Raw genomic sequence first — 13,325 nt, forward strand, 5'->3', positions numbered from 1 at the left:
AACCCCGCAAAAAACTCGCTGAAAGCCGCCCCGCAAGGACCCTGCGACGACTTATCCTTTTCACACGATACAGTGAAGATGCGCTTTATGACTCATAGGTCACTCAATTTTCTGCGCTTTGTGCAAAAGCCTTGAACAATTGAGCCCCGGAAACGACAACGGCCCAACCTGTTTCCAGAGTGGGCCGCTGCGCTATCGCGGTGAAATTACATCTTGCTGAACAGGCTCAACTGGGAAATCTTCACGAAGGCCAGTTGCGACGCCTGCAACATGGTTTGCTGCAGTGTCAGGTTGATCGCCGCCTCTCCCATATCGACGTTCGCCAGATCACTCATGGTGCTCGTATTAGCGATACCGATACTTGCGTTTTCGCTGGCCTGGATATCCAGGGCATTCTGCCGCGCACCAATGGAACCACGCACGTTGTCCAACTGGGCGCGCGAGTTGGCCAGGTTGCTGATGGACGAATCCAGGACATCCTTGAGCTTGATCGTCGCCGCCGGGTTGCCGTCAGCCGGCTGCTCCAGCGCCTGGCGCAGTTGGCTCAGGGTGTCTAGTGCACTTTGGGTCTTGTGGGTGCTGGCACCGACCGCAAACTGATCACCGACCTGCGGCGTACCACTGACATCAAAGGTAATGCCCGCCGCAGTGACCGTGGTACCACCGCCCGTATCACCTGTAGCAATGGCCTTGCTATTGGCACTATAGGGCTGGGCGTAAACCTCATACGCGGTAGCGCTGGTGAACTTGATCACTGCCCCGCTGTTCGCCGGGAACGTACTGGCGTAGTCGCCCTGGCTGGTCACCCGGGCACCGGTCAGTTGTGCGGTCGATGTATTGCTCGGCGTACGCGAAACGCTGAAGCTGTCCGGCTTGGTGTCCAAGGTAAAGGCACGATCCTTGACCGCAGCATCGGAGTCGGCACCCGGTGCAATGTCCTTGAGGTTAAGGGTGATATCGAACTTCACCCCACGCAGGTTCACGCTGGAACTGCCTTCCTTGGTGGAGTCAAAGGTGCCGTTACCCGGAATCTCGGAGGTGATGTCCTTGCCGTCCTTGTCGGTCACGGTGTACTGGGTACTGCTGGAGAACGTCAACTTGTAGGGCTGGCCGTCAGCAAATGCCCGGGTGTAGTCCGTACCCGAAGTGACCAACCCGGCGGAGAGTGAAACCTTGCCGTCGTTGACCGTCGGCGGGATCACCGTCGCCTGGGTACGGCCCGAATTGGCCGCGCCTTCCAGAATGTTCTTGCCCGTATCGCCAGCACTGACTTTCAAGGTGTCGGAAACCTGAAGGCTCAGAGGTGTTTCATCACCCTGATAGCTGTAGGAGCCGTCATTGTTGCGCGAGTACGGTGGCGTCTGGGACTTGGACCCGGAAAACAGAAAGTTTCCGGACGAGTCCTTGCTGTTGAGCAACCCCAGCACCTGATCCTCAATCGCCCCGATCTCACTGGCAATGGATTTTCGATCAGCATCACTGATGGAACCACCCGCACGCAGGGCCAACTGACTGGCACGCTGCATTGCCTCGTTGATCGAGCTCAGCACGCTCTCTTCGTTGGTCAGCGAGTTTTTCAGGCTGGTGATATTGCCGTTGAACTGCCCCAACATGTCTTTCTGCTGTTGCAGCATCAACAACCGGGCGGCAGCAATCGGATCATCGGCAGCCGTTTGCACCCGCACCCCGGAACTGGCCTGATCCTGAGCCTTCACCACACTGGAATAGTTGTCTTGATACTTGGCGGCACTGGTATCGAAGAACTGCTGTGTAGAAATGCGCATCGTCCCAGACTCCCTTAAAGGCTATTGATCAGTGTGGCGAAGGTTTCTTGCGCAGCCTTGATGATCTGCGACGAGGCCGTGTAGTACTGCTGGAACTTGATCATGTCGCCCGCCTCTTCATCCAGGTTGACTTGGGACACAGAGTTACGGGCCGCCTTGTTGGCGGTCAACAACGCGCCAGTAGCACTGTTGTCGACACTCGCCTGGCTGGCCTTGGAACCCACCTGGGACACCAGTCGACTGTTCGCGGCTACCAGGCTCACCCCGCCCCCGCTCCCGTCAGCCAGGCCTACCGAGGCCTTGGTCTGCAGGTTGAGCAGTTCCTGGGCATTGCGGTTGTCCTTGCTACCGGAGGCGTTGAAGGAAAACGTAGTGCTGTCACCGCCGGCCGGAGAACCGCCCACCGTGGTGTCGAAGCTAAAGCTCTTGGCAGGAACGACCAACGCACCATTGGCATCGCGCATTGGCACGTTGATGGTGATCTTGTTGCCCTGACCGGGAATGATGCTGCCGGTACCGATCGGATTGCCCTGGGCATCATTGACCGTGTACTTCTGCGTACCGTCGGCTGCGGGCTTGTCAAAGACCATTTTCACCGGCATCGAATGCTCGATCCCCGTGCGCAACTGAGCCGTGTCAGCACCACCGTGAATATCCAGCGGCACCGTCAGTGTCGGCGGTGTAAAGGTGCCCGTACCCTGGTTGGTTTTGCTGGCGTCGCCTGCCAATGGCCCGGCAAACGCAATTTTGTTGGCGTCGGTGAGCTCTGTGCCAATGTTGCTGGCACCGCTGGCAGTCGGACTGACCTTGAAACTGTCCCCGGCGCTCATCGGCCCCTTGCCATCGAGGGCCAGGGTGAAACCATCAATCACCGGCGGTGGCGAGGTGGTGGTATCGAACGAGCCCATGGACTTGCCGTCGGAACGCACCACGTTGTACTGATTGCCGCTGGTGAACGTGACGTTGTAGTCGTAGGTCGACAGCTTGCTGCTGTCCTTGATCGACACGTTCAGGTTGCCGGAGCCGGTACTATTGCCCGCAGTGCCCTGGCTGCGCTGCGCAATGGCGGCCGCACTGTTGATGTCCTTGAACAACGACGAGCCAAACTCACCATTGAGATCCAGGCCCTGGCCCAACTGATTGTTGACTGTGTCGGCGGTGGCGATGGCAATACGGCCCAGGTCATTGATTGCAGGCATCAGCGCGTCGCTGCGATAGCGCAACAGACCGCCAATGCTGCCGCCACTGATGACCGAGCCCAGGTCGATCGAGAGGGTGCCCATGTCCATCTGGATGGTGTACTGGCTCGAATCACTCTTGCTCGGCACGGCGGAAATCGGGTTGGACGTCGCCCCCGTCACCAGGGCCTGACCGGTGCCCAAGGTCACACTGAACTGGCCGTTCTTCTCAGTGGCGGTTACACCCACCAATTCATTGAGCGAACGCACGGCTTCGGTACGCGCATCCAGCAAATTGGCCGGTGCATTGCTGGAAGAGCCCTGCACCTGGGCAATCTGCTTGTTCAGCGAGGCAATCGAGGAAGTCAACTGGTTGACCTGATCACTCATGGTGCTCAGTTGGCCGTTGATGCTCTCTTTCTGCTGGTTCAACTGCGATGAAATCGCGTTGAAACGGTTGCTCAAGGTCTGGGCACTGGTCAGCAACACTTGTCGGGCGGACACGTCACTAGGGTTGGCAGCAGCAGTCTGCACCGAGGCGAAAAATGCACTGAGCACCGAGGACATGCCGGTGGTCTTGTCCGAGAGCGTCTTGTCCACGGCCCCAATCTGGTCCAGATACGCCTTGGCGTCGCTGTTGAGGGAGGTGCTGTTCTGGTAAGCGGTATCCAGGTACTGGTTGTACACCCGACGCACATCGGCCAGGGTCGTACCGCTGCCGATAAACACACCACCAAACTGGTTCGATGCATTGGCGCTCTGGGCGCTCTGCTGACGTGAGTAGCCCGGGGTGTTGACGTTGGCAATGTTGTTACTTAAGACCGACAACGATCCTTGAGCGGCATTGAGCCCCGACATCCCGATATTGAGCAAACTCATGATTCAGACCTTATAAATGTGTGGAAGCGCCCGCCGCAGCGTAGTTCTGGTAGCTGTTCATCGTTTTGGCTATCTGCGAAATCTTGCTGGCGTAGTCCGGGTCGGTTGCATAACCGGCTTTTTGCAACTCGCGTACAAACTGTTCCGGGTTGTCGGCCGATTTCAGAACTTCTTGATACCTATCATTGCTTTGCAACAACGTGACGAGGTCATGGAAGCTGTCTTTATAGGAAGCATAGGAACGGAATTGCGCCGTCTCCTTGACCATCTCGCCATTGCGAAACTCGCTGGTGATCGCCCGTGCCTGGCCGCCCTGCCAACTCTGACCGGCCTTGATACCAAACAGGTTGTGACTGCTGGTGCCGTCCTGGGCACGCATCACGGATTTGCCCCAACCGGTTTCCAGGGCCGCCTGGGCCACCAGATACCGCGGGTCGACGCCAATGCGCGAGGCCGCTTCCTTGGCCATCGGCAACATCGTGGCCACAAACTCATCTTGCGAACTGAACGCCTTCTTCGCCGGCGCCAGTGGCGGCTGCGCGATGGCGCGGCCATAAACCTGCATGCGACCGCTCGGCACCGCGAAGCTGCGGGCAGCGCTGTTGATCACGCCATCATCGGCGGCACTGTTACGCAGCGGTGCGGCCTTGGCATCGCTACCATTCATTCCCGCGGCAGGCACAATGCCGGCCAGCAGGCGATCAGTCAGCTTGCTCGGCAACGCAATACGGCGTTGATTCATCAGTTCCATGTCATTGGCATGGGCGGCCGGATCGTTGGAGCGATCAGTGGTTGCCACACGATAAGCCCACAACGGACGCTGGCCGTTGGAACGTCCCAACGGACCGTCCGGCAACGTGCCGGCGGCAATCTCGGTCGGTACATCGACTTTCTTCGCCGGGACCGCCGGGCCCTGCAAAGTCGCATCGGCTGCGACCACCGGTTTGTCCTTGCTCATCTGGCGCATCAGCACGTCCGCCAAGCCGATACCACCACCCTCGCGAGACAGCGACACCGCCAATTGCTGGTCGTACATTTCCTGGTACTGCTTGGCCGCCGGCGTGTTCAGCGGGTTGTCCTTGCCCAGGGCTTCGGTGGCCGAACGCATGGACTTGAGCATCTCGCTGAGAAACAGCGACTCGAACTCCTGCGCCACCTTGCGCATGTTGCCTTCGCTGTTCTTGTCGCCGACCTTGAGCTGGTTAAGCCGGTTGAGGTCGGAATAGGAACCCGAGTCTGCCGTGCTGCTCAGGCCGCTTTTGCGCATGTCCATGGCCATGGCCTTAAATCACGATCAGGTCGGCTTGCAAGGCGCCGGCCTGTTTCAGGGCTTCAAGGATCGCCATCAAGTCGCCGGGCGCTGCGCCCACCTGGTTCACCGCGCGGACAATTTCATCCAGTGTGGTGCCGGGGCCGAATTTGAACATCGGCTTGGCTTCTTGCTGGGCGTTGACCCGTGAACGTGGCACTACGGCGGTCTGGCCGTTGGAGAACGCCCCTGGCTGGCTGACGATCGGGTCTTCGGTAATGGTCACGGTCAGGCTGCCGTGGGTCACCGCCGCCGGCGAGACCTTGACGTTCTGGCCGATCACGATGGTACCGGTGCGCGAATTGATAATGACCTTGGCCACCGCCTGGCCTGGATCCACTTCGAGGTTTTCCAGGATCGACAGGTAGTCCACTCGCTGGCTTGGGTCCAGTGGTGCGGTCACGCGAATCGAGCCGCCGTCGATGGCCTGGGCCACGCCTGGGCCGAGCATGTCGTTGATCTTGTCCACCACGCGTTTGGCCGTGGTGAAGTCCGAACGGTTAAGGTTCAGGGTCAAGCTATTGCCCTGGTTAAAGCCGCTGGGCACGGTACGTTCCACCGTGGCGCCGCCGGGAATCCGGCCGGCTGACGGGACGTTGACGGTGATCTTCGAACCGTCGCGACCTTCGGCATCGAACCCGCCCACCACCAGGTTGCCCTGGGCGATGGCGTAGACATTGCCGTCGATACCTTTGAGTGGGGTCATCAACAAGGTGCCGCCCCGCAGGCTTTTCGAGTTACCGATGGACGAGACGGTAATATCCACCACCTGCCCCGGCTTGGAGAACGCCGGCAAATCAGCACTGATGGACACCGCCGCGACGTTTTTCAACTGCACGTTGCCCGACCCTGGCGGCACCTTGATCCCGAACTGCGAGAGCATGTTGTTGAAAGTCTGCAAGGTGAACGGGGTTTGGGTGGTCTGGTCACCCGTGCCGTTAAGACCCACCACCAGGCCGTAACCAATCAACTGGTTACTGCGCACGCCGGAAATGCTGGCGATGTCCTTCAGGCGCTCAGCGTGGGCGCCTGCGCTCAAGGCCAGCAATAATGCGGCGGCCATCAGCTGTTTGAATTTCAAAGTGATCACCTAGAAAGGGAACAGCGGGCTAAGGAAGAAACGGTCAAACCAGCCCGGCTGACTGGCGTCAGCAAACGAACCCGTACCCGAGTAGGTAATGCGTGCATCGGCAATCCGCGTCGACGGCACGGTGTTGTCGGTGGAGATATCATCGGCGCGGACCATCCCGGCAATGCGCACCAGCTCGTCGCCGGTGTTGAGGGTCATCCACTTCTCGCCACGTACCGCAATGATGCCGTTGGGCAACACATCCGCCACGGTCACGGTGATCGAACCGGTCAAGCTATTGCCCTGCCCTGCGGTGCTTTTACCATTGGTGGCGCGGTCACCGCTGTAGCCCGCGTTCAGGCTCAGATCGCCGTCACCCAAAGGGTTATTGGTGGTCAAGCCGCCGCCGAACAGCGACGTCAGGCCGATGTTGGTCTTGCTGGTCTTGCCCACCTGGGAGTTGGCGTTTTTGCTGGCCTGGGTCTTCTCGTTCAGGGTGATGGTGATGATGTCACCGACCCGGAACGCCTTGCGGTCGCTGTACAGGTTCTGTTCGAAACCGGCCTGGTAGATCGAGCCATTGTTGGCTGCCGCCGGCAACGGCGTGCGCGGCAACACCGGCGCGTAGTACGGGTCATTGGGTTTTGGCGTCGGGGCGACACAGCCCGCGAGCACGGCGATCCCACTCAATGCCAGGACGGAAACATAGCGATTCATGACCCTTACCTCACGGTGCTGCAGGCGCCTTCAAGACGCCCCATAGACTTGATTACAGATTCTGCGTAACGAACGAAAGCATCTGGTCGGCGGTGGAGATCACCTTGGAGTTCATCTCGTAGGCGCGCTGGGTGGTGATCATGTTGACCATCTCTTCAACGGTGCTGACGTTGGACGTTTCCAGGGTGCTTTGCAGGGTGGTACCAAAACCGTTGAGCCCGGGTGTGCCGATTTGCGGCGCGCCGCTGGAAGCGGTTTCCAGGAACAGGTTGTTGCCCATGGCTTGCAGGCCGGCCGGGTTGATGAAGTCGGCGGTTTGCAGGTTGCCGATCACTTGCGAAGCCGGGTTGCCGGCGACGGTGATGGACACGGTGCCGTCATTGCCGACGGTAAAGGTCTTGGCATCGGCAGGCACGACAACCGCCGGCTCCAGAGCGAAGCCGTTGGCGGTGACGATCTGGCCGTTGGAGTCCAGGTGGAACGTACCGTCACGGGTATAAGACGTGGTGCCGTCCGGTTGCAGTATCTGGAAGAAACCACGGCCGTTGATGGCCATGTCCAACGGCTGGCCGGTCTGTTGCAGGTTACCGGCGCTGAAGTTTTTCTGGGTGCCGACAATGGCCACACCGGTACCCAATTGCAGCCCCGACGGCAGTTCGCTGTCCTGGGTCGAATTGGCGCCTGGCTGGCGCTTGATCTGATAGAGCAAGTCCTGGAACTCGGCGCGATCACGCTTGAAGCCTGTGGTCGATACGTTCGCCAGGTTGTTGGAAATGGTGGTCAGGTTGGTGTCCTGGGCGGACAGGCCTGTTTTGGCAACCCATAGAGCCGGAAGCATGCTGTTCTCCTTCGTGCGCCTGTTTGTTGGCGCTGCGTTGCGCTATCTGTTTAATAAGCCAAGTAATGAAACCGCAATCAGCTCATCTGCATGACACGGGTCATGGCCTGGTCGTCTTCTTTGGCGCTGTTCATCATCTTGATGTGCAACTCGAACTGCTTGGACAAAGCCAGTACGGCCGTCATTTCTTCGACGGCATTGACGTTGCTCGACTGCAGGAAACCCGACACCAGTTTGGTACCAGCGTCTGCCTGGGCCGGCTTGCCGTCCTTGGTGTGGATAGCGCCGTCCAGGCCCTTGGTCATGTTGGCAAAGTCCGGCTTGACCAGTTTGATCCGGTCCACTTCAGCCATCACTCGCGGGCCTTCGCCCATGGCACGGATGCTGATGGTGCCGTCCTCGCCCACTTCAATCTTCTGTTCAGGCGGCACGGCAATCGGGCCACCGTTGCCCATGATCGGCATGCCATTGCCGGCCCGCAGAACGCCAAGGGCATCGACGTTCATGCTGGCGGTGCGCACGTAGGCTTCACTGCCGTCCGGCGACTGCACCGCGATCCAGCCGTCACCGCTGACCGACACATCGAGGTCGCGGCCGGTTTCAATCATCGAGCCGGCGGCAAAATCCGTCGCCGGCCGCTCAGTCAGTGCAAACGCCCGCGCCGGAAAGCTGTCACCGAACACCGGCATCGAACGCGCCTGCTCCAGGTCACGCTGAAAACCATTGGTGGAGATGTTCGCCAGATTGTTGGCATGAGCCTTTTGCGCCAGTGCGTTCTGGCTGGCGCCGGTCATTGCCACATAAAGGTACTTGTCCACGCTCATTCCTCTTTCTGACGGACGCTTGCCGCCCACCGCTGTACTAAGGAGGCTTAAGCAATTTGCGAACCAACTTTTCGAAACACGGTGAAAGCCAGGCAGGGCAAGGGGTTGCTGGCATGTCTGCGGAAATGAGCGAGGCACGAGAGTCGAAAAAACGGCGGACTTATGCCGCTTACGGCAACGACGAAGATTAAATGTGGGAGCTGGCTTGCCTGCGATGGCGGTGGGTCAGTCGCTAAAGATGTTGAATGACAAACCGTCATCGCAGGCAAGCCAGCTCCCACAGGTTTTATCGTATTCATTCAGGAGGGTTATTTGTCGCCTTTGACAACCTCATAGTCCCGCAGCTTGTTGGCAATGGTGGTATGAGAAACCCCCAACCGCTTGCCTAACTGCCGGCTGCTGGGATGCTCGGAATACAAGCGCTCCAACACCGCCTTCTCGAACCGCCCGACAATCGCGTCCAACCCGCCCTCCAGGGAAAAATCCCCCAAGGGTTGGCGCACGCCATAGTCCGGCAGGCGAATATGCTCGGCCTTGACCATGCCGCCGTCGCATAGCGAGACCGCCTGGAACAATACATTTTCCAACTGCCGCACATTGCCGGGCCAGTGGTAATGACTGAGCCGATCCATCGCCGCAGGAGCCAGTTTGGGCAGCGGACAACCGATCTGGCGGCTGGCCTGATCGAGAAAGTGTTCCACCAACGGCATCAAACCATCCAGGCATTCACGCAGCGGCGGGATATGCAGGGACAACACGTTCAGCCGATGGTAAAGGTCCTGGCGGAACTCACCCCGGGCACACAGCTCCGAAAGATCCACCTGGGTCGCGCAGATCACCCGCACATCCAGGTAAACCTCTTCGTCACTGCCTACACGGCGGAAGCAACCATCCTGCAAGAACCGTAGCAACTTCACCTGCAACCGCGCGCTCATCTCCCCAACACCGTCCAGAAACAACGTGCCACCCGCCGTCAACTCCAGCAGCCCCAATTTGCCTTCCGCTCGCGCACCTTCAAACGCGCCCGGACCATAACCAAACAACTCGGTCTCGGCCATGGACTCCGGCAAACCGGCGCAGTTGAGGGCCATCAAGGGTGATTGCCCACGGGGACTGGCGAGGTGACAGGCGCGAGCCAGCAGTTCTTTGCCGGTGCCGGTTTCGCCTTCTATTAATAGCGGTGCGTCCAGCGGCGCCATGCGCCGGGCTTCGCGGACCACGGCGGCCATGACTTTCGAGCTTTGGAAAATACTGTCGAAGCCCCGCAACTCTTGTTTGCGCACATTGTAGATACGCTCACCGACCCGGTCGGCACGGTGCAGGGTCAGCACGGCCCCGGCCATGGCTTCGCTGTCATCGTGTTCCGAAGATTGCAGCGGTGCGATATCGGCGAGGAACACATCGCCCTTGACCTTGACCCGCAAGCCATTGATCCGCGATTTGCTCGCCCGTACCAGCTCCGGTAAATCAAAGTCCTCGGCGTAACGGGACAAGGGAATGCCCGGCACCTCGTCCACCCGTACCCCGAGCAACTGCGCCGCCGCGCGGTTGGCCGCGACAATAGAGCCACCCATGTCGATGGACAGCACCGGAAACTCCATGGCCCCAAGCAACGCATTGAGTTCCATGTGCCGGCGCTCACTGGGCATCAGCCCTACCCGCTTGACGCCAAACACCCCGGCAATCGCCTCGAACTGCGGGCGCAACGCCTGGAACTGCATGTTCACCAGGTTCGGGCAGAACAGGTAAATGGCATTGCCGTGTTCGCCGCCGACCTCGCCCTTGGCGACGTTGACGCCGTATTCCACCAGGAGATTGAGGATGTCCCGCAGGATGCCGATGCGGTTCTGACAATGCACTTTGATACGCATGAAAAGGCCCGGTTTGTTGTTGGAGGGCGGAAGGTGCTGCGTCTTTTTGCCGCTGGGCGCAGATAGTCGTCAAGATTATGTGACAGATTCAGCCCTTTTCAAACCGACCAATCGCAATGTGCAGCGACAATCCCGTCATCCGTAACGAATACTTTACGAATTTCGGTATATTTTCCTACGCGCAACCGCTGAGGGTGGATGGATTCTTTATCCGGCCGGAGTATCAATAGGCTCATCGCAGGACATAACAAGAATGAATGCCTAGCAGGAGAGCCGTATGAAACAGACGCAGTACGTGGCCCGCGAGCCCGACGCGCAAGGTTTTATCCATTACACGCCCGAAGAGCATGCGGTGTGGAACACCCTGATCACCCGCCAACTGAAAGTGATCGAGGGACGCGCCTGCCAGGAATACCTGGACGGCATCGACAAGCTCGGCCTGCCCCATGACCGTATCCCGCAACTGGCAGAGGTCAACCAAGTGCTGGCCGACACCACCGGCTGGCAAGTGGCCCGAGTGCCTGCACTGATTCCCTTCCAGACCTTTTTTGAGTTGCTCGCCAACAAGCAGTTTCCGGTGGCGACGTTTATTCGTACCCGTGAAGAGCTGGATTACCTGCAAGAGCCGGACATTTTCCACGAGATCTTCGGCCACTGCCCGCTGCTGACCAACCCTTGGTTCGCGGAATTTACCCACACCTACGGCAAGCTCGGCCTGGCGGCCACCAAGGAACAACGCGTGTACCTGGCGCGCCTGTACTGGATGACCATCGAGTTTGGTTTGGTGGACACACCTGAGGGCCGGCGCATCTACGGCGGCGGCATTCTGTCCTCTCCCAAAGAGACGGTGTATTGCCTGTCGGACGAGCCCGAGCACCAGGCCTTCGATCCGCTGGAAGCCATGCGCACGCCGTATCGCATCGACATCCTGCAACCCCTGTACTTTGCCCTGCCCAACCTCAAGCGTCTGTTTGAAGTGGCGCAGGAAGACATCATGGGCATGGTCGAACGCGGTATGCAGTTGGGTCTGCACGCACCACTCTTCCCTCCAAAATCAGTTCCGCCCAAGCCCAAAGCCGCGTGAGCCGCGCCTTTTAAGGCCAGGTGAGTCTGTTCCCTGGCCCCGCGTTGCTTTAGGGTGACGCCACTGACGACCGTTTTCCAAATACTCGATTTCAGGACATCCCACATGACCACGTTGAACCAAGCCCACTGCGAAGCCTGCCGCGCCGACGCCCCTCAAGTCAGCGACGAAGAACTGCCGGTGCTGATCAAGCAAATCCCCGACTGGAACATCGAAGTCCGCGATGGCGTGATGCAGTTGGAAAAGGTCTTCCTGTTCAAGAATTTCAAATTCGCCCTGGCCTTCACTAACGCCATGGGTGAAATCTCCGAGGCCGAAGGTCACCACCCGGGCCTGCTCACCGAATGGGGCAAAGTCACCGTGACCTGGTGGAGCCACTCCATCAAGGGCCTGCACCGCAACGACTTCATCATGGCGGCACGCACTGACGAAGTGGCCAAAGATGCCGAGGGGCGCAAGTAATGCATTTCGATGCCATTGGCCGGGTGCCCGGGGATCCGATCCTCGGGCTGATGGAGCTGTATGCCCAGGACGCCAACCCGAACAAGTTCGACCTCGGCGTGGGTGTTTATAAAGACGCCCAGGGCCTGACGCCGATTCCTCATTCGGTGAAGCTGGCGGAACAACGTCTCGTAGAGCAGCAGACCACCAAGACTTACGTCAGCGGCCACGGCGATGCGGCGTTCGGCAAGCTGATCGGCGAACTGGTGCTGGGCGCCGATTCGCCGCTGCTGCGCGACCGCCGCGCCGGTGTCACCCAGACGCCTGGCGGCACGGGCGCCCTGCGCCTGAGCGCCGACTTTATCGCCCATAGCCTGCCCGGTCGCGGCGTGTGGCTGAGCGATCCGACCTGGCCGATCCATGAAACCATCTTCGCCAAGGCCGGGCTCAAGGTCAGTCACTACCCGTATGTAGGCAGTGATAACCGCCTGGATGTCGCGGCGATGCTGGCCACGCTCGCCAAAGTGCCTGAGGGTGATGTGGTGCTGCTGCACGCCTGCTGCCACAACCCGACCGGTTTCGACCTGTCGCAGGATGACTGGCACCAGGTGCTGAAGATCGTTCGCGAGCGCCACCTGCTGCCACTGATCGACTTCGCCTACCAAGGCTTCGGCGATGGTTTGGAACAGGATGCCTGGGCCGTGCGGTTGTTTGCTGCCGAACTGCCTGAAGTGCTGATCACCAGTTCCTGCTCGAAAAACTTCGGCCTGTACCGTGACCGTGTTGGCGCCCTGATCGTGTGTGCGGCGGATGCCGAGAAGCTGTTGGATGTGCGCAGCCAACTAGCGTTTATTGCGCGCAACCTGTGGTCGACGCCGCCGGATCATGGGGCGGCCGTGGTCGCTACCATCCTGGGTGATGCCGAGCTGAAAAAGCTTTGGAGCGAGGAAGTTGAAGCGATGCGCGTGCGGATTGCACAGCTGCGCTCGGGGCTGGTCGAGGCCTTGCAACCGCATGGTTTGGCGGAGCGATTCGCCCATATCGGCGTGCAGCGCGGGATGTTTTCCTATACCGGGTTGAACGCCGAACAGGTGAAGCAACTGCGAGACAAACACAGCGTGTACATGGTCAATACCGGCCGTGCCAACGTGGCTGGGATTGATGCAACGCGCCTGGCGTTGTTGGCCGAAGCCATCGCGGATGTGTCCCGCCTCTAACCGACAAAACCCAATCAAACTGTGGGAGCTGGCTTGCCTGCGATAGCGGTACAACAGACAACATTTATGCTGAATGTTAGTCAGTCATCGCAGGCAAGCCAGCTCCCACATTTG

At 59.4% G+C, this 13,325-nt stretch carries 11 protein-coding genes; 3 read left to right on the top strand and 8 right to left on the bottom strand.

All coding sequences use genetic code 11. The features are described 5' to 3' along the window. Window positions 1–206: 206 nt before the first annotated feature. The 8 genes from GNF76_RS11700 to GNF76_RS11735 form a co-directional block, all read right to left on the bottom strand. Window positions 207–1,784, bottom strand: a complete 1,578-nt coding sequence (locus GNF76_RS11700) for a flagellar hook-associated protein 3 (RefSeq protein WP_155583309.1) — start codon at window positions 1,782–1,784, stop codon at window positions 207–209. A gap of 14 nt (window positions 1,785–1,798) precedes the next feature. Next, on the bottom strand, window positions 1,799–3,841 hold the full coding sequence (gene flgK, locus GNF76_RS11705; protein WP_155583310.1) for a flagellar hook-associated protein FlgK: 2,043 nt from the start codon (window positions 3,839–3,841) through the stop codon (window positions 1,799–1,801). A gap of 10 nt (window positions 3,842–3,851) precedes the next feature. After that, window positions 3,852–5,120 carry a flagellar assembly peptidoglycan hydrolase FlgJ gene (gene flgJ / locus GNF76_RS11710; RefSeq protein WP_155583311.1) on the bottom strand — a complete coding sequence of 423 codons (1,269 nt, stop codon included), beginning with the start codon at window positions 5,118–5,120 and terminating at the stop codon, window positions 3,852–3,854. Between the two features lie 4 nt (window positions 5,121–5,124). After that, window positions 5,125–6,213, bottom strand: a complete 1,089-nt coding sequence (locus tag GNF76_RS11715) for a flagellar basal body P-ring protein FlgI (protein WP_178123299.1) — start codon at window positions 6,211–6,213, stop codon at window positions 5,125–5,127. 27 nt (window positions 6,214–6,240) lie between these two features. After that, window positions 6,241–6,936, bottom strand: coding sequence for a flagellar basal body L-ring protein FlgH (flgH, locus tag GNF76_RS11720; protein WP_155583313.1), 696 nt, complete (start codon window positions 6,934–6,936; stop codon window positions 6,241–6,243). A gap of 52 nt (window positions 6,937–6,988) precedes the next feature. Continuing rightward, complete coding sequence (flgG, locus tag GNF76_RS11725) at window positions 6,989–7,774, bottom strand: flagellar basal-body rod protein FlgG (RefSeq protein WP_155583314.1); 786 nt, start codon at window positions 7,772–7,774, stop codon at window positions 6,989–6,991. Window positions 7,775–7,851: 77 nt separating this feature from the next. Continuing rightward, window positions 7,852–8,592 carry a flagellar basal body rod protein FlgF gene (locus tag GNF76_RS11730; RefSeq protein WP_178123289.1) on the bottom strand — a complete coding sequence of 247 codons (741 nt, stop codon included), beginning with the start codon at window positions 8,590–8,592 and terminating at the stop codon, window positions 7,852–7,854. 314 nt (window positions 8,593–8,906) lie between these two features. Then, a complete protein-coding gene (locus GNF76_RS11735) occupies window positions 8,907–10,469 on the bottom strand; it encodes a sigma-54-dependent transcriptional regulator (protein WP_155583316.1) in 1,563 nt (520 codons plus the stop codon). A 277-nt stretch (window positions 10,470–10,746) separates the two neighbouring features. On the opposite strand from GNF76_RS11735, the gene phhA reads away from it, so the two are divergent. The 3 genes from phhA to GNF76_RS11750 all read left to right on the top strand — a co-directional run bounded on the left by phhA (window position 10,747) and on the right by GNF76_RS11750 (window position 13,211). Next, window positions 10,747–11,553 carry a phenylalanine 4-monooxygenase gene (gene phhA, locus GNF76_RS11740; RefSeq protein WP_155583317.1) on the top strand — a complete coding sequence of 269 codons (807 nt, stop codon included), beginning with the start codon at window positions 10,747–10,749 and terminating at the stop codon, window positions 11,551–11,553. A gap of 105 nt (window positions 11,554–11,658) precedes the next feature. After that, window positions 11,659–12,015 carry a 4a-hydroxytetrahydrobiopterin dehydratase gene (locus GNF76_RS11745; RefSeq protein WP_017134918.1) on the top strand — a complete coding sequence of 119 codons (357 nt, stop codon included), beginning with the start codon at window positions 11,659–11,661 and terminating at the stop codon, window positions 12,013–12,015. Next, entirely contained in the window at window positions 12,015–13,211 is a 1,197-nt protein-coding gene (locus tag GNF76_RS11750) for an amino acid aminotransferase (protein WP_155583318.1), read from the top strand. The genes GNF76_RS11745 and GNF76_RS11750 overlap by 1 nt, the downstream gene beginning before the upstream one ends. Window positions 13,212–13,325 lie beyond the last annotated feature (114 nt).

Source organism: Pseudomonas spelaei, assembly GCF_009724245.1.
Classification (GTDB): Bacteria; Pseudomonadota; Gammaproteobacteria; order Pseudomonadales; family Pseudomonadaceae; genus Aquipseudomonas; species Aquipseudomonas spelaei.

Excerpts from the sequence above, each read along its gene's own strand:
- GNF76_RS11700 (WP_155583309.1), bottom strand. The coding sequence starts at position 1,784 with ATGCGCATTTCTACACAGCAGTTCTTCGATACCAGTGCCGCCAAGTAT.
- flgK (WP_155583310.1), bottom strand. The coding sequence starts at position 3,841 with ATGAGTTTGCTCAATATCGGGATGTCGGGGCTCAATGCCGCTCAAGGA.
- flgJ (WP_155583311.1), bottom strand. The coding sequence starts at position 5,120 with ATGGCCATGGACATGCGCAAAAGCGGCCTGAGCAGCACGGCAGACTCG.
- GNF76_RS11715 (WP_178123299.1), bottom strand. The coding sequence starts at position 6,213 with ATGGCCGCCGCATTATTGCTGGCCTTGAGCGCAGGCGCCCACGCTGAG.
- flgH (WP_155583313.1), bottom strand. The coding sequence starts at position 6,936 with ATGAATCGCTATGTTTCCGTCCTGGCATTGAGTGGGATCGCCGTGCTC.
- flgG (WP_155583314.1), bottom strand. The coding sequence starts at position 7,774 with ATGCTTCCGGCTCTATGGGTTGCCAAAACAGGCCTGTCCGCCCAGGAC.
- GNF76_RS11735 (WP_155583316.1), bottom strand. The coding sequence starts at position 10,469 with ATGCGTATCAAAGTGCATTGTCAGAACCGCATCGGCATCCTGCGGGAC.
- phhA (WP_155583317.1), top strand. The coding sequence starts at position 10,747 with ATGAAACAGACGCAGTACGTGGCCCGCGAGCCCGACGCGCAAGGTTTT.
- GNF76_RS11745 (WP_017134918.1), top strand. The coding sequence starts at position 11,659 with ATGACCACGTTGAACCAAGCCCACTGCGAAGCCTGCCGCGCCGACGCC.
- GNF76_RS11750 (WP_155583318.1), top strand. The coding sequence starts at position 12,015 with ATGCATTTCGATGCCATTGGCCGGGTGCCCGGGGATCCGATCCTCGGG.